Origin of the sequence: Roseomonas marmotae (genome assembly GCF_017654485.1) — a bacterium.
GTDB lineage: Bacteria > Pseudomonadota > Alphaproteobacteria > Acetobacterales > Acetobacteraceae > Pseudoroseomonas > Pseudoroseomonas marmotae.
The window spans coordinates 26,926-42,040 of record NZ_CP061097.1 but is presented as its reverse complement, the minus strand read 5'-3'; the positions used below and the strand labels follow the sequence as shown (position 1 = coordinate 42,040).

The following is a 15,115-nucleotide window of genomic DNA, read 5'->3' as shown; positions in this document are numbered from 1 at the left end:
GCTGTGGGTTGCGCCAGTCCAGGCCCTCGAGCAGCATCGAAGTCTGCGCCACCGACAACGCAATCCTGCCGGTGTTCGTCACCGGCCACTGGAAGCGGCTCCGTTCCAAGCGCTTCTGGAAAAGGCACAGGCCTTGACCGTCATGCCAGAGGCATTTCACCAGATGGCCCCGGCGCCCACGGAAGAGATAGACCGCACCCGAGAACGGATCCTCGCCGAAGGTGGTCTGCACGAGAGCGGCAAGCCCGTCCATGCCACGCCGCATGTCCGTCACCCCGCAGGCGAGGAAGATGCGTGTGCCCGGCGCGGGACCGATCATCGCCTCTCCAGTGCCGCAAGGACGCGCCGAAGCGCCGCCTCGTCTACCCCGGCATCAACACGGACGACGACACCACCTGGAAGCGCGATCTCGATCCGTCCGTCACCAGGCAGCGAGGCGGCCTCAGCAATGACGGCAGGCGCATTCTCGCAGGGGGCTTCCTCCGCTGCGATCGCAGGGAGCCCTGGCGTGATCGGCGCCGGGGTGACCGCCATCAGCAGCTCGCGTCGCCATGTATAAAGCAGTCCCGTGCCGATCCCCCAGCGCCGTGCCACATCGACCGCGGTGACTGTGGGGTCCATCGCCTCGGCGACGATCCGCAGCTTTTGCTCGGGGCTCCAGCGGCGGCGCCGTTCACCGCGGGTCACCACTTCCACGAATTCCGTACGGGCACTCATACGATCACTCATAGGAGTGCTCGCCTCCGTGCTCCCGACCAGATCCCCGTCCACTGCCTGCCCTCTCTCCAGAAGGCTCAATCCTCCTCCCCAGAGCTGTGCACCTCAACCATGGGGGTCAGACGACGCTTACGGAGATGGAACGCGAGTTGATAAAGGAGCGAACGATAGCTGGTCTGGCGGCAGCACGGGCGAAGGGCAGCACGGGAGGGGGCCGCAAGTCGGTCATGACGCCCGACATGCTCGACACCGCACGCAAGCTGCTAAAAGCCGGCGACAAGCCCGCCAAGGTCGCGAAGCTGCTGCAAGTCGGCCGGTCGACCTTCTACCGCCACTTTCCTGCGGCTGAACGTGAACCCGGCTGACCCCGCATCAGAATATCGTCGCGTAATAGGCTTGCTCGAACCGCCCTCGGCTGATCCGGGCCATGTGGTCGACCCCCGCCAACACTGTGGGCGGGCGGCGTGTTCGGGACGGTCGTGCGTCGGGGCGGGCCAACAGCACAAGGTTAGCGATGGCCGCGCCCAACAGGAACTCTTCCTCGGCACCGCGCAGGCCGCGTAAGTGCAGGCGGGTCAGACCCCGCTTAGCCTTGGCATCTGCGAACACACGCTCGGCGCTCCGACGCAGCCGCATCGACCGCTTGAATAGCGGCGTCTGCATCTCGACGCGCACCAGCTCGCACACGTCCTCATATTCGCTGTGCGTGACCGACCGATTGCTACCTGCGGTGCATTTCCGTTTGAGGTGACAGTCGCGGCAATCGGCAGGGCTGGCGCTATACCGGAGGAAGCCAGCCCGGCGATCGGCACCGCGAAAGGGCAGTGTTTTGCCAGCAGGGCATACATAGCGATCCTGCTCCCGCTCGTAGCGGAAGGCTTCGCGGGGGAACTTGCCTTTGGTCTGCTCGGAGCGTTCCAGCACCGGGATATGCAGGATAGTGCCGCGATCGGTGACGAACGCCAAGAACGCGGCGCTGCCATAGGCGGTGTCGGCCGCGACGCGCTTGGGACGATAGCCGAACCGATCGTCGGCCCGCGCAAGCATCGTCCGGCCCGCATCGACCTCCGCCGCGAAGCGGGCGGGGCTTGGGTAAGGCCAGTCTCCAAGTCTGCCTCACCGCCATCGCCTACAATCTCAAGCGAACAGCGAGCATGCTCGGAACGGCTGCGGCCTGAGATGACCATGTAGGGCTCATCATCAGACCAAACAGCCACCCCTTTCCGGCGGGAAGAAGTAGCAGCCGCACGTTCAGCCAATCGACGGTGAACGACCCTTCCGCGCACAGGTCTCATTAGCTCTCAGAGGCGGCGAATCAGGCTCTTGATCCAGCTCATCGCCGTCTCAATCGCCCAGGCGATTTGATGCTCAGTAAATTCCGGTGGTGCTTGGCTGCCCGCTCCGTGACCAAGCGGGTTCCGCACGTGCCTGAAGAACAGCTTGAGAAAATCAGCTTCCCAAGGCTCGATGAACCTCCCGTTCCTCTGGCTCACCAGGTTGTCGATGTAGTTGGCCGCGCCCTTCTCGGTGCCCGAGGTCCAGCCCTGCGGCATTGTCACGTTGTTTGATGGCCAGACGAGTTTGACCGCAGGGCGGAGCTTGCGCGACGTCACGCCGCCATCTGGACACACGTTTCCTGCCGCCAGATCCGGAAGGCCCTCTCGCGCGAACGGTGCTACTGTTCGGCGGTCATCAGGTGTCGCCGTGGACGGAAGTGGCCATAGATCATCGCGTGTGCCGAGAGGAACCGCTGGGCTTGCCCAGGTGACTTGAAGCGCTGCATCTGGCGTTCTCGCCGTCGCGTCGGCCTGTGGGAGTTCTCGGCACGATTGTTGAGGTAGCGGCTGGTCCGATGCGGCACACCGGGCAGGACCTCACGCTGCGCGACGCCGTAGCTGCGGAGCCCATCCGTGATGATCTTGCGCGGCTTGTATTTGAGGCCGACCAGCAGGCGCTTGAAGAAGCGCTTGGCGGCCGTGGCGTTCCGCCGCTCCTGGACCAGGATGTCGAGCACGACACCGTGCTGGTCCACCGCGCGCCAGAGGTAGAACAACTCGCCATTGATCCTCAGGTACACCTCATCCATGTGCCAGGTGTCGCCCGGCCTCGGCCGCCGCTTGCGCAGCCTTGCCGCGAACTTCGTGCCGAAGCGGAGGCACCAGCGCCTGATGCTCTCGTAGCTGACCACCACGCCCCGCTCGGCCAGAATAAGCTCGATATCGCGCAGGCTCAGGCTGAACACGTGGTAGAGCCAGACGGCATGGTGGATGACCGCGGCGGGGAAGCGGTAGCCGGGGTAGGTGGCGGGCTCGGTTGACATCCGGCCAGCCTGGCTCAGCCCCCTCATTCCGGCTAGCGCTCAACGACGTGACAATGCCCACACGCAGCATATATTGGACGTCAGTTTTGGCAAGCCAAAATTGGCTTGCCAAAACTGACGTCTTATCCAGATGCTCTCCTCAGGAGGGTGGCAGGTTCGAAACTCCTCTCTTACGCTTGAGCCTTGGCGCCAGGCCACAGACGGCAACGTAACTCTCCATGATGGCGCGACGAGCCGCTGCCTTGGCACTGGCCGGCACAATCAACGAGTCATGAGACCTGTGCGCGGGTAGTGGTTGAAGGTGCCCAGACGGGCTGAGTTTGGCTAATGGGCCATCACTCGAGCTGCTTCCCTCTGCGCTTGCTACGCTCTGTCGCAGGCAGGTTCCTCAGGAAGCCCCGTTCAAGCCGCCAGGCGCACTCGCTGCTCAACTGCTTGCCGGCCTCATGATGGTGGCAGTTCGTTTCAGGTTGTAGGCCATGGCGGTGAGGCAGACCTGCAGAGCCGCTTTGGCCAATCCTCGCCAGCGCATGCGGCGTAACCCATAGCTGCGCTTCCAGGTACCGAAGACCTTCTCAATGCGGCAGCGGACGCGATGGATGCTGTTGTTCCAGTCCCGTAGCCTGCGCACTGCCGTCCGGTCATCCTCGTGGGCCCAAATGCTGCTCTGCGCCACATGCGGCACTCCGCCCCTGATGCGGACTGCCGCGGCGAAGAGCTGGCCCCGATAGGCGCTGTCGGCAAAGACAGTGCCGGGCTTGTCCGGAAGCGCTCCTTCGCCGGAGCGCCCATCATGGGCATTTCCAGGTGTGACCGAGACCCGCTCCACGATGGCGGTATCGCCGTCCGCACCAACATGCGCCTTGTAGCCATGGATCGCGCGGCGTCGCTGATGACCGGACCAACGGGCTTCCTCATCTTGCTCACTGGCGGAGGTGATCACCGTGGCATCGACCAGCGTGCCCGTCTTTACCTTCACGGCCTTGGCCTTGAGCTGCTCCGTCACCTCAGCGAATAGCACCTGGTCCAGTTCACAAGCCACCAACTGCCTCCGAAGCCGGACAAAGGCGGTGCGCTCCGGTGTCGGCTCTTGCGCAGCAAAGCCGCAGAAGCGGCGGAAGGAGGCAAGGTCATCCAGCGCCTCGGCCAGCTTCACGTCCGATAGATCATACCAGACCGCGATCAGCATCGCCTTGAACAGGGCGAGCGGCGGCCAAGCGGGTTCGCCTTTAGCCGCGGCATGGATCTCACCGAGCACCGTCGCAATGGGATGCCAGTCAATCAGGCTTTCCAACTCATCCAGTGACGAGTGACTGCCACGTAAAGGGATAAAACCGAAGCCTTCCTGGCCGATCTGGCGCTGCGCCATCTACCGATCTCCGGGCTGAACGGAGAAACCAGCGAATCACGAAGCACGGCTACCTTCAACCACTACCCGCGCACAGGTCTCCTAGGAGGCGATGCAGGCGATCGCCCGGCAGGACGCGGCGGCGGAGGTGCCCTTCTGATGCTCGACTTCAACAGCCGCAGCCAGACCTCCGCGCACGTGAACACCGCGATCGACGCCGCGCTGGTAACGGCGAACCAGGCAGCGCCGCCGCGCAACTATCTCGGCGGCTCCCGCCTGGGCCACGTCTGCGAACGCGCGCTGCAGTTCGAGTTCGTGAATGCGCCGAAGGACGAGGGCGCAGATTTCGACGGGCGGCTGCTGCGCATCTTCGGGATCGGCCACGCGCTGAAGGACGTGGCCGTCGGCCTGGCGGGTACCAGCAGGTTCGCCGCCATCCCCACCACCGCCTTCGATCCGCCCCACCGTGCGGCGTCTCGGGCGGTCCCCGCGCTTTCGGCTCCGGATCCCCATCTCAATGGCCGGGACTGTGCCCCACCATGTTGGCGCTACGCCACAGCCGTCCGGCCATCCACCAGCTTGAGGGCGGGCATGCGTGGCCAAGGCGTGGCACTGACCGCGGAAACGACCTGTCCTGGACGCGTCGACTAAACCGCAAGCAGCACGGATCAACGGACTGCCGGAGGACGCCCGGACGATCTCCTGCAGGCCGCCATCGCTGCGAGCCGGGACGCCCGGTGGGGTGGCACAATCAGGCACGCCCGAGCGGGTTTAGTGAAAAAATAGGCTATTAATTTTCACAGATCGTGGGTTAGGCTCACTCGTGCAATTTCGGCGGTAGGGTGCGCGATTGGACAAGGGTCACCTCCAGGTCAGAGAAGTCGGTAAGTCCTTCGGTGCTGTCCGGGCGTTGGCCGGTGTCTCGCTCGACATCCAGCCCGGCGAGTTCATCTCCTTCCTTGGGCCATCCGGCTGCGGCAAGACCACCCTGTTGCGGCTGATTGCCGGCTTCGAAACGCCAGATGTCGGCGGCATCGCGCTCGACGGACGGCCGCTTCAGGGCTTGCCGCCAAACCATCGCGACATTGGCCTCGTCTTCCAGAACCTCGCGCTCTTCCCTCATCTCTCGGTCGCTGAAAACATCGGCTTTGGCCTTTCGCTGCGCCGACGCCCGGCTGCCGAGATCGAGCGCGAGGTGCGGTCAGCGCTAGAACTCGTGGATCTGCCCGACTACGGAGCGCGCCGGATCCAGCAGCTTTCGGGTGGGCAGCGGCAACGCGTCGCATTGGCGCGTGCGCTGGTATTGCGCCCGGGATTGCTGCTGCTCGACGAGCCGCTGTCGGCCCTGGACCTGAAGTTGCGCCGGCAGTTGCAGGGCGAACTGAAGAGCGTGCAGCGGCGCACGGGGACCACCTTCATCTTCGTTACTCACGACCAGGAGGAGGCACTTTCCATGGCGGATCGCGTCGCCGTGTTCCAAAGTGGTCAATTGGCGCAGGTCGGCACACCGCAGGAGGTCTATCAGCGTCCCGCCAACCGCTTCGTCGCCGAGTTCGTGGGGGAGGCCAACATGCTCGGCCCGGACGAACTCGCACGGCTTGGCGTGTCGCTGCCCGCCAACCGATTGCTCGTCGTGCGGCCAGAGGAGGTCAGTGTCGGCGCTGCAGCGCTGGAGCGCCCGGTGCGCTTGGAGGGCAGCATCGACGCGATGGATTTCATCGGGCCCCATGCGCGCTTCCGCGTTGCCCCGCACGGCGGCGGTCCGGCCTTGATCGCCGTGCTGCCTGGTTCCGCCGCTGGCAATCTGGGGCTCGGCAGCAAGGCGACATTGGGATTTGATCCGGCGACATGCGCCACGGTGGCGGCGTGAGCAGGGGCACGCGCATCCTGCTTGGCCTGCCGATGGCGCTGCTCGTCATCGCCTTCGCTGCCAGCATCGCGGCGCTGCTCTGGTCCAGCCTTGCCGCCGATGGCATGACGCTCATCGTCGCCCAGCTCGCCGATCCCATGATGCAGCGCATCCTCTGGCGGACGGTCTGGATCGCCGTGGCGACGACGCTGCTGTGCCTGCTTCTCGGCTACCCGCTTGCATTGTTCCTTGCACGCTCGCCTCGCCGCGACCTCTGGCTGATGCTGGTCATCTCGCCCTGGCTGGTAAGCATCGTGGTGCGGACCTTTGGCTGGATGGTGCTGCTGGGCAACCGCGGCGTACTCAACGAGGCGCTGCGCAACCTCGGCCTGATCGACATGCCGATCCGCATCCTGTTCACGCCGACCGCGGTTCTGATTGGCCTGACACATGTGCTGCTGCCTTTCATGGTCATCGCGCTGCTCTCCTCCCTGCTGCGCCAGGACATTCGGCTGGAGGAGGCGGCGCGGGTGCTCGGCGCGACCGGCTGGCAATCCTTCCGGCGCGTGACCTTGCCATTGTCGTTGCCCGGCGTGCTCGGCGGCTGCTCGCTGGTATTGCTGATCTCGACCGGTGCGATCGTGACGCCGCTGCTGCTTGGCGGGTTGCGTGACCGCATGCTCGGTACGCAGATCTACACCGAGATCTTCCAGATCTTCGATTTCGCCCGTGCGTCGGCGATGGCGACTATTCTGCTCGTCGTCTCCCTGCTGCTGGTGATGCCGCTGCAGATGTGGGAGGGGCGGCTTCGCCGCCGGGGGAGCCTGTGACAAATACTCCGGCGCCGGTGAGCGTCCTTGGCGTGCTGCTGCTGATCCTGCTGCCGGCACCGCTGGTGGTGGTCATCGGCGCATCCTTTCATCCCACGGCGGTGCTGCGCTTTCCGCCCGATGGCTTCTCGCTGCGGTGGTATGAAGAGTTTCTTGGCTCGGCGATCTGGATACGGGCACTCGGCATCTCGGCTCTCATCGCCGTTGCTGCCGCGATCCTCACCACGCTGGCGGCGCTCGGCGCGGCGCTGGCGCTGGAACGCGCGCCGGAGCGCCTGCGCAGTGTGGCCGAGACGATGATCCTGCTGCCATTGCTGTTTCCGCATGCCGCGATCGGCATCGCCTTCCTGGGCTGGCTGATCGCCGTCCAGATGAACGGCACCGGCGCCGGCATCCTGATCGCGCATCTCATGCTGTGCGCCCCCTTCGCCTACCGGCCCATCGCGGTGGCACTGCGCCAGATTGACCCCTCACTGGCGGAGGCGGCGCGCGTGCTTGGGGCCGATGAGCGCGCGGCGTTCAGTCGCGTGAGGCTTCCCCTGCTGCGGCCGGGACTTTCCGCCTCCCTGCTGTTCTCCTTCATCGTCTCCTTCGACGAGGTAACGGTCACGATGTTCCTCATCGGGCCGGAGGTGACGACGCTCCCGGTGGCCATCTACGGCCACCTGCACGACAGCGCCGACCCGGTGGTGGCTGCCATCTCAAGCCTGCTCATCGTGTTCACGTCCGCCCTCGTGCTGCTTGCGCAGCGGAGCTTCGGATTGAAGATCTTCGTGGACGTGGAAGAGGACTCGCGCCGCGCATGACGCTGCGAAGTCCGCTGCCTGCTCTCTGCGCCCACGCCAGCTAAGGAGGATCATCAATGTCTGTCCCGATCGGACGCCGCGCCATTCTCGCCTTGCCGGCCACCCTGGCCATGCCGCATCTCGCGACGGCGCAGGCCGCCGGGAGGGTCATCATGGCCTCCTGGGGTGGCCGCGGCGCACAGACATACCGCGACGTCTATGGTGCGCCTTTCACCCGGGAGACTGGCATTCCCGTGACGGTGGCCGAAGTTTCCGATCCTGCGGCCGCTGTCGCCGCGGCGCAGGGCCGGCCCCAGCACAACGTCATCGTCGCGGCGTCCTACCAGGCTGCCAACCTGGCGAACCGCGGTCTCATCCAGGAATTGACGCCGGACGACATCCCGAATGTCCGCCACATTCCCGAGGAGTATTGGGTGCGAGACCGGCAGGGCAAGCTGATCGGGATGCCAACGAGCTTCCTCTACTACGGCATTGCCTACAACAAGGAGCTGGCACGCGCCTCCGACTTGCAGTCCTGGCACGCGCTCAAGGACCGCAAGTGGCGTGGGCAGCTTTCCATCACCCGCCCGGTCTTCCTGGGCCCTTATGACCTGACGCTCTTCGCTAAGCTGAACGGCAGCGACGAGAACGACATCCGTCCAGGCGTGCCGATGCTGGAGGCAATCGCGCGCAATGCCGGCGCGGTCTACACCTCGATGGCGTCGCTGCAGACCCAGCTCTCGCGCGGCGAGGTGGCGGCGGCACCGTTCTATTCCTCGCAGGTCCAGCTCCTGAGGCGTGCGGGTGAGCGCCAGGTCGATATCATCCTGCCGGAGGAAGGCGGGCTGAACCTTTCTTACGTGTTCGCCATTCCGAAGAACGCTCCCGACCAGGAAGCAGCGCGACGGTTCCTCAACCGCGCTACGGATCATCAGGCCGCCATCGGTGTTTTCCGGGAAGCCGGTTCGCTGCCGCTGAATCCGGAAGTCGTCATCCCAGCCGAGCTGGAGCAGGAGCTTGGCCTGACCATGGCGGAAGTCAGGCGGCGAAACTATGCGCCGAACTGGTACACGATCGCCGCCAATCTCGACGAACGTGTCCGCCTCGCCGAGCAGATCGTAGACCGGGCTCGCTGACATGTACCAGATTACCGAACGCGACATCCCCCTGCTGCGCGAATATCGCGACGTACCATCGCGTCATCATTCGCTGCCGCTGCATAGGCTGCTGACGCGCCTGCGCACGGAGGGCCTTGAGGGCAAGACCTTCATTCTCACTGTCCAGCCGGGCAAAGAATGGGCGATCGGCCAGCTCGGCAATCGGCGCGACGATCCCATCACCTTCCATGACGAGCGCCGCTTCGACACCTTCAAGGCAGCCCAGTGGGCGCTTCTGCGGCTGCGGTGGGAGAAGCATGCGGGCATTCCCTGGCCGGAGGACCTTGACTGATGAATGGATACGCTAGCCCAGTGATCTGCGACTACGATCTCCTGGGCTACCCCGATCCGCTCTGTGTTCGGGCGGGCGAAACCGTGCGCATCCACGTTTCCTCAGAAGACGGTGGAACGCGCTATCGGGCCGACCTGGTGCGGGTGATCTGCGGCGATGAGACGCCGGGTGGCGTCGGGCTGAAGGAGGAACTGGTGCCGGGTGTGCTCGGCACCTTGCACCAGGGGCGGCGCAAGTCGCTGCACATCGGCTCCTACTCGCTGCTGCCAACGCCGCCCGCTGCTGCCGAGACGGCCGAGTTCACCGCGTCCTGCCGCTTCTTTCCGACCACGCCGGAACTCGGCCGGCGGCAGGTGCTGATGGCACGCGGCGCGGGACAGGATGGCTGGTCGCTGGCCATTGACGCTGAGGGGCGGTTGGAAGGACGTGTGGGCCAGACGACACTGCGCAGCCCGACAAGGCTGCTCGCCCGCTACTGGTTCCAGGCGACGCTGTCCTGGTCGGGCGGCAAGGCGCGGCTGACGCTGCGCGCTCTCCAGCGTTTCCCCGCGGGGCAGTGTGACGGCGACTGGAATGCCGCGGCGGCGGCGCCTGCGGTGGCAGGCCTTCCGCTGACCCTGGCGGCCGAGGCGTCGGAAGACGCCGCTGCGCTGCCGCGCGGCGTCGCCACCAGCCACTACAACGGCAAGATTGAAGCGCCTTGCCTCTTCACTGGCGAGCTGGCGCCGGACGCGCGTGCCAGGTTGTTCGCGACCGGCCTGCCGCCGCGCGATGAGTCGAGCCTGCTCGGCGCCTGGGATCTGGCGGAGGACATCTCCGGCAGCCGTGTCATCGATACCGGTCCGCATGCCCTACATGGTGTTCTGGTCAACCTGCCGACCCGCGGCGTGACCTCGGCCGATTTCGACGGCACCGTACAGGCCTGGACGGTGCGCCCGGCGCATTTCGCGGCGGTGCATTTCCATGATGACGATTTCGAGGATGCGCGCTGGGAGCCCGACTTCGAGATCCGGATCCCGGATGACCTGCCGAGCGGCGCCTACGCCGCGCGGCTGACGCCGGAGGGCAAGGGGCCGGTGGAACATGTGGTGTTCTTCGTCGCCCCGCCGCGTGGCGAGGGGCGCAACCCGGTCGCCTTTCTTGCCTCGACCGCGACCTACATGGCCTATGCGACGCCGCACTACAGCACCGACATGGCCGAGATGGAGCCCAAGCGCGGAACCTGGATGACGATCGGTGCGCCGGAAGTCTTCGTGCATGAGCGCCGCGAGTTGGGACTCTCCCCCTACGATACCCATTCGGACGGTTCCGGCGTCTGCTACTCCTCGCGGCTGCGGCCCCTCTTCGCCATGCGAATCCGCCAGCGCCTGTGGGCGTTCAACGCGGACACGCACATTCTGGAATGGCTGCACGCCGAAGGCATCGGCTACGACCTGATCACCGATGACCACCTTCACGCGGAAGGGCCGAGCGTGCTCGCGCCGTATCGCTGCGTGCTCACCGGCACCCATCCGGAATACTGGACCACCCGCATGCTGGACTCGCTCGAGGCCTGGCAGGCGAAAGGGGGGCGGCTGATCTATCTCGGCGGCAATGGCTTCTACTGGCGCGTGGCCTACCACCCGGAGAAGCCGTGGCTGATCGAGGTGCGCCGCGCCGAGAGCGGGGCGCGCTATTGGGAAACCGAGCCTGGCGAGGCCTATCACTCCTTTACCGGCGAATATGGCGGCTTGTGGCGCCGGCTCGGGCGGGCGCCGCAGCGAGTGGCGGCTGCCGGCACGATTGCCACAGGATTCGATTTCTCGAGCTACTATCGCCTGACACCGGAAGCGCGCGATCCGCGCGCCGCCTGGATCTTTGAGGGCGTGGAGGGGGAGATTGTCGGCAATCACGGCCTCATCGGCGGTGGCGCGGCGGGAGAGGAAATCGACTGCGCCGATGTGAAGCTCGGAACGCCGCCGCATGCGCTCGTGGTCGGGCGCAGCGAAGGCCACACACGCTACATGCTGCTGGCGCCGGAGGCGATGACGTCCTCGATCGCCAACCATAGTGGCGAGGAGAACCCTGAGGTGCGGGCCGAACTGGTGTTCCATGAGGGGCCGGCCGGCGGGGCGGTCTTCGCCGTCGGTTCGATCGCCTGGGCGCATTCCTTGCCGACGAATGGGCACGACAACGACGTCGCGCAGATTACACGGAACGTCGTGCTGCGCTTCGCGGATCCGACGCCCTTCCCCATGCCACCAGCGCCTTAGGGCCGCGCCGATCGGATGGAATCGCGGAGTGGCTCCATCCGATCGAGCATGATCTACTCCAGCTCACATATTTTCCGGGGCACGTTCCGATGGACTGATTCCAGCCGATCGGAGCATGCTCCAGCGGCATCATGCCCCGCCGGATGGCGGCAGGGGCATGGTCGTCACAGGCCGAGCGAGTCCCGGATCCGGCCATAGAGGATCCGCGCCGCGGCCGCGCTGCGCCACAGGCCGTGGAAGGGTATCTCCTTCAGGTCGGTGACGGGCATGTTCAGTTCGGCGACCGATGCGCCGAAGCAGCGCCGCGCAAGCTCGCCGCCCATCGCACTGGCCATCGCAACCCCACGTCCATTGTAGCCCAGGCAGATCAGCACGTTCTCGGCCGGCTCATGCAGATGCGGATAGTGGTCCGTCGTCACGGCGAGCTGGCCGTTCCAGGTGAATTCCCAGCGAACACCCTTCAGTGCGGGCCAAAGGCGCTCCGTGTAGCGCACCAGCCAGCTGAGCTCGCCCGGGTCCGAAATGTCGCGCATGGGGCTGCGGCCGCCCATCAGGAGGCGACCGTTCTCGTCGATCCGATAATAGACGGTGATCTGCCCGTTCTCATACAGGCTCGCGCCATTCGGCAGGATGCTGGCAGCTAGGTCGGGCGGGAGCGGCTCGGTCGCGACGATGGCGCTGAACACCGGCACGACGCTGCGGCGCAGCCGCGGCCAGATGTCGTCCGTGTAGGCATTGGTGGCAATGACCAGCTTCTCCGCGCGCAGTGTGCCACCTGGCGTGCGCACGGCCCACTCGCTGGCCTGACGCTGTATCGACAAGGCCGCGGTTCCGGCATGGATGGTGGCGCCCGCTCGCTGAGCGGCCTCCGCCAGGCCCCGCGCATAGCCGAGCGGGTTGACGGAGCCGCCACGATGGTCGCGGACGGCGCAAATGTACCGGTCGGTGCCGGTCACGGCGCGCATCGCGTTACGTTCCAGCAGTTCCACCGGCATTCCGCGACGCAGGCACTGCTCGGCGGTGCTGCGCACGACAGCGGCGTTCTTTTCCGCATAGGCTGCCCGCAGCGTACCGCCCTGACGGGCCTCGCAGCGTATCTGGTGCCGGCGCACCAGATCGAAGACGACGTTCGGCGCATTGGAGGAGAATGCGACCATGCGCTTCCCGAGATCCGCTCCGAAGTCCTGCTCCACTTGGTCCGGATCGTATTTCAGGCCCGGATTGACCTGCCCGCCATTGCGACCCGAGGCACCCCAGCCGGGCTCGTTGGCTTCGATCAGCACCACATCGGCGCCCCCTTCAGCCAGGTGGAGCGCGGCGGACAGCCCGGTGAAGCCGCCGCCGATCACCGCGACAGAGGCCTTCCGATCGCCTTCCAGAGGCGGCGCTGCTACAGTGGGGCGAGCGGTAGCGGCGTAGAGGCTGCGCGGCAGCGTGCGGGGTACCTGACGCGCGGTGGTCTCACGTTGCATTTGCCCTAACTCTCCTGCCACAGCTGATGGCGAAAATGTACCGCAGTTTTTTCACTATCGCCAATGCCGCGCCGGATGCAATGTTGGCTGGACCGCGTCGGTTCCGTGAGGCGCGAGAGGAGCAAGACTTTGGCGAAGACGCAGCCTCAGCATGCCGCGGAGAGCAAGCAGGATCTCGGCCCTGGCATCGGTCCCAAGTTGCGCATGCGGCGCAACATCCGCAGGATTTCGCTGCAGGAGGTGGCAGACGCTGCCGGAGTCTCCATCGGCTTCCTGAGCGAGGTTGAGCGCGGCCTTGCTACGCCGACACTCCGGTCCCTACGCGCCATATGCGGTGCGCTGGAGATGCCTGTGGGCTGGCTGTTCGAAGGGACCGGAGGCGTTGAAGAAGGCGTCGTGGTCCGAAAGGACAACCGGCGACGGATGGAACTCGGACCCGGCGGCCTGACAAAGGAGCTGTTGTCTCCGGACGCGGTTTCGGCGCTGCAGATGATGCGGATCGTCATCGAGCCGAAGGGCACCTCCGGCAAGAATGAGGCAACGCTTCAGGCCGGAGCGAAATGCGGCACCGTACTTGCCGGGCGGCTCGGCATTGAGATTGACGGTCGCGAGTATGCGCTGGATCCGGGCGATTCCTTCGCCTTTTCGGCCTCGGCCGCACTGCGCTTCTGGTGCATCGGAGATGAGCCGACAGAGCTGATCTGGGTGGTTGCACCAGCGATGTATTGAAGGCGCAACCGGGAAAAGAAAGGAATGCGTAGCGTCATCGCTCGAGAGTTTGTCCGGGCGAAGCGGTCGTCAGAGATCGCAATCCTCAGCAAGGTGCTGACGGTGCCAACCCGCTGTTTGAGTTCGGCGCCCTGCGCTGGGTTGGCGACGGGACACCTCGAAGTACCCGGTGCGGTGCAGCCTCCGCGAGCAGGATCGCCGCCTCAGGCTGTGACGTTCCCCTGCTGACCCGGCTGGGTCACCGGCTTTGGGCGGCGGGTGCTGCTCTTCGTGGGCGCTGTGGGGTTATGCGGGCACAGCTCGGGTGCTGAGCCAGGCGAGGCGGGTGAAGTTATAGGCGAGATTGGCCATGCCGATCTTCACCTGCGCGCGGGCCAGGCCAATGGTGCGGACGAACAGCGCCATGCGATGCTTCTGCGCGGCGAAAACATGCTCGATGCCGGAGCGGATCCGGGCGCGTGATGCATTGGCCTTCGCTTGTTGTTCGGAGAGTTGGCGTCGTGGTGGTCTGCGGAACTGGATCCTCTCAGACAGTCCGCGTCGCTCCAGCACTTCCAGGTTGCGCCTGGTGCGGTAGGCGGTGTCGGCCCAGACGCGACTGGCGGTATTCTCGGTATCCAGAAGGGTTGGAAAGCTGCGGCTGTCATGCTGAGCGGCATCGGTGAGCATCCAGCGGCGGATCAGCCCGTGACGCCGGTCGATGCCGATATGGCTCTTGTAGCCGAAGACCGGCACCGCGATCTGAATGGCCCGGCGCGGTGCGCCTTCTGATTTGGGCCTGGCTCTGCCGCGCTTGAGCGTCCACCGGGCATCCCGATCCTTCTGTGCCCGCTTGGTCTTCGACCAATGCTCCGGCGTGCCGCCCTCGCGGATGGTGGCTTTCTCCTCCACCGTGAGCTTCTGGCGCGGTGCCGCGATCAGGGTGGCATCGATGATCTGCCCACCCATGGCGAGAAATCCCTTGGCCGCCAGCACCTCATCAAAGCGGCGGAACAGCCCCTCGATGGCACCGGCCTGCTTGAGCTGTTCGCGATAGAGCCAGATCGTCTTGGCGTCCGGCACCGCCTGGTGCAGAGCAAGGCCCGCAAAGCGCATGAAGGACAGCCGGTCCCGCAATTGGAATTCAGCCTGTTCGTCAGAGAGGCTGTAGAGCGCCTGCAGCACCAGGATGCGGAACATCAGCACGGCGTCATAGGGCGGGCGCCCACCGCGGCTGCGGTCCGCCCGCGCCAGCGCCGCATCCAGCACCGGGCGGAAGATCTCGAAGTCGACCACGGCTGCAAGGCGCTCCAGCGGGTCGCCGGCTGCGGAGAGCGCCGCATACCGCTCATCGACATCGAAGAACTCCGGCTGACTCGCCATCG

14 protein-coding genes and 3 pseudogenes are annotated in these 15,115 nt (G+C 65.6%); 9 read left to right on the top strand and 8 right to left on the bottom strand.

Going from position 1 to position 15,115, the window contains the following annotated elements; translation table 11 throughout:
- Positions 1 to 13: 13 nt before the first annotated feature.
- Positions 14 to 319, bottom strand: a pseudogene (gene tnpB, locus IAI58_RS23360) (IS66 family insertion sequence element accessory protein TnpB); the annotation flags it as partial.
- Entirely contained in the window at positions 316 to 717 is a 402-nt protein-coding gene (gene tnpA / locus IAI58_RS22475; RefSeq protein ID WP_207451415.1) for an IS66-like element accessory protein TnpA, read from the bottom strand. The pseudogene tnpB and the gene tnpA, both read right to left, overlap by 4 nt.
- A gap of 137 nt (positions 718 to 854) precedes the next feature.
- Here tnpA and IAI58_RS22470 point away from each other — a divergent pair, with 137 nt between their 5' ends.
- Positions 855 to 1,082, top strand: a complete 228-nt coding sequence (locus IAI58_RS22470; RefSeq protein ID WP_272877199.1) for a helix-turn-helix domain-containing protein — start codon at positions 855 to 857, stop codon at positions 1,080 to 1,082.
- Between the two features lie 7 nt (positions 1,083 to 1,089).
- Here the strand turns inward: IAI58_RS22470 and IAI58_RS22465 are convergent.
- The 4 genes and pseudogenes from IAI58_RS22465 to IAI58_RS22450 form a co-directional block, all read right to left on the bottom strand.
- Positions 1,090 to 1,776 (bottom strand): annotated as a pseudogene (locus IAI58_RS22465) (transposase); the annotation flags it as partial.
- A gap of 242 nt (positions 1,777 to 2,018) precedes the next feature.
- Complete coding sequence (locus IAI58_RS22460) at positions 2,019 to 2,330, bottom strand: hypothetical protein (RefSeq protein WP_207450795.1); 312 nt, start codon at positions 2,328 to 2,330, stop codon at positions 2,019 to 2,021.
- A gap of 65 nt (positions 2,331 to 2,395) precedes the next feature.
- A pseudogene (locus IAI58_RS22455) lies at positions 2,396 to 3,037 on the bottom strand (IS6 family transposase); the annotation flags it as partial.
- Positions 3,038 to 3,464: 427 nt separating this feature from the next.
- Positions 3,465 to 4,406, bottom strand: coding sequence for an IS5 family transposase (locus IAI58_RS22450; protein WP_207450797.1), 942 nt, complete (start codon positions 4,404 to 4,406; stop codon positions 3,465 to 3,467).
- Between the two features lie 138 nt (positions 4,407 to 4,544).
- Here IAI58_RS22450 and IAI58_RS23425 point away from each other — a divergent pair, with 138 nt between their 5' ends.
- The 7 genes from IAI58_RS23425 to IAI58_RS22415 all read left to right on the top strand — a co-directional run bounded on the left by IAI58_RS23425 (position 4,545) and on the right by IAI58_RS22415 (position 11,550).
- Entirely contained in the window at positions 4,545 to 5,036 is a 492-nt protein-coding gene (locus IAI58_RS23425) for a hypothetical protein (RefSeq protein WP_207450799.1), read from the top strand.
- 199 nt (positions 5,037 to 5,235) lie between these two features.
- On the top strand, positions 5,236 to 6,255 hold the full coding sequence (locus tag IAI58_RS22440) for an ABC transporter ATP-binding protein (protein WP_207450801.1): 1,020 nt from the start codon (positions 5,236 to 5,238) through the stop codon (positions 6,253 to 6,255).
- A 32-nt stretch (positions 6,256 to 6,287) separates the two neighbouring features.
- Positions 6,288 to 7,064 (top strand): ABC transporter permease, encoded by a 777-nt coding sequence (locus tag IAI58_RS22435; RefSeq protein ID WP_208776346.1) that lies wholly within the window; start codon positions 6,288 to 6,290, stop codon positions 7,062 to 7,064.
- A gap of 32 nt (positions 7,065 to 7,096) precedes the next feature.
- Complete coding sequence (locus IAI58_RS22430) at positions 7,097 to 7,870, top strand: ABC transporter permease (protein WP_237182987.1); 774 nt, start codon at positions 7,097 to 7,099, stop codon at positions 7,868 to 7,870.
- A gap of 56 nt (positions 7,871 to 7,926) precedes the next feature.
- On the top strand, positions 7,927 to 8,985 hold the full coding sequence (locus IAI58_RS22425; RefSeq protein ID WP_207450807.1) for an ABC transporter substrate-binding protein: 1,059 nt from the start codon (positions 7,927 to 7,929) through the stop codon (positions 8,983 to 8,985).
- A gap of 1 nt (position 8,986) precedes the next feature.
- Positions 8,987 to 9,298 carry a N,N-dimethylformamidase alpha subunit family protein gene (locus IAI58_RS22420; RefSeq protein WP_207450809.1) on the top strand — a complete coding sequence of 104 codons (312 nt, stop codon included), beginning with the start codon at positions 8,987 to 8,989 and terminating at the stop codon, positions 9,296 to 9,298.
- A gap of 20 nt (positions 9,299 to 9,318) precedes the next feature.
- Positions 9,319 to 11,550, top strand: coding sequence for a N,N-dimethylformamidase beta subunit family domain-containing protein (locus IAI58_RS22415; protein ID WP_207450811.1), 2,232 nt, complete (start codon positions 9,319 to 9,321; stop codon positions 11,548 to 11,550).
- A gap of 164 nt (positions 11,551 to 11,714) precedes the next feature.
- On the opposite strand, the gene IAI58_RS22410 is transcribed toward IAI58_RS22415, so the two are convergent.
- Positions 11,715 to 13,022, bottom strand: a complete 1,308-nt coding sequence (locus IAI58_RS22410) for an NAD(P)/FAD-dependent oxidoreductase (RefSeq protein ID WP_207450813.1) — start codon at positions 13,020 to 13,022, stop codon at positions 11,715 to 11,717.
- 129 nt (positions 13,023 to 13,151) lie between these two features.
- On the opposite strand from IAI58_RS22410, the gene IAI58_RS22405 reads away from it, so the two are divergent.
- Entirely contained in the window at positions 13,152 to 13,751 is a 600-nt protein-coding gene (locus IAI58_RS22405) for a helix-turn-helix domain-containing protein (RefSeq protein WP_207450815.1), read from the top strand.
- Positions 13,752 to 14,036: 285 nt separating this feature from the next.
- Here the strand turns inward: IAI58_RS22405 and IAI58_RS22400 are convergent, their stop codons facing one another.
- Positions 14,037 to 15,113 carry a transposase gene (locus IAI58_RS22400; protein WP_207450817.1) on the bottom strand — a complete coding sequence of 359 codons (1,077 nt, stop codon included), beginning with the start codon at positions 15,111 to 15,113 and terminating at the stop codon, positions 14,037 to 14,039.
- Between the last annotated feature and the right edge of the window lie 2 nt (positions 15,114 to 15,115).

Coding starts and splice junctions, on each gene's coding strand:
- tnpA (WP_207451415.1), bottom strand. CDS start 717: ATGAGTGCCCGTACGGAATTCGTGGAAGTGGTGACCCGCGGTGAACGG.
- IAI58_RS22470 (WP_272877199.1), top strand. CDS start 855: ATGGAACGCGAGTTGATAAAGGAGCGAACGATAGCTGGTCTGGCGGCA.
- IAI58_RS22450 (WP_207450797.1), bottom strand. CDS start 4,406: ATGGCGCAGCGCCAGATCGGCCAGGAAGGCTTCGGTTTTATCCCTTTA.
- IAI58_RS23425 (WP_207450799.1), top strand. CDS start 4,545: ATGCTCGACTTCAACAGCCGCAGCCAGACCTCCGCGCACGTGAACACC.
- IAI58_RS22435 (WP_208776346.1), top strand. CDS start 6,288: ATGGCGCTGCTCGTCATCGCCTTCGCTGCCAGCATCGCGGCGCTGCTC.
- IAI58_RS22425 (WP_207450807.1), top strand. CDS start 7,927: ATGTCTGTCCCGATCGGACGCCGCGCCATTCTCGCCTTGCCGGCCACC.
- IAI58_RS22420 (WP_207450809.1), top strand. CDS start 8,987: ATGTACCAGATTACCGAACGCGACATCCCCCTGCTGCGCGAATATCGC.
- IAI58_RS22410 (WP_207450813.1), bottom strand. CDS start 13,022: ATGCAACGTGAGACCACCGCGCGTCAGGTACCCCGCACGCTGCCGCGC.
- IAI58_RS22400 (WP_207450817.1), bottom strand. CDS start 15,113: ATGGCGAGTCAGCCGGAGTTCTTCGATGTCGATGAGCGGTATGCGGCG.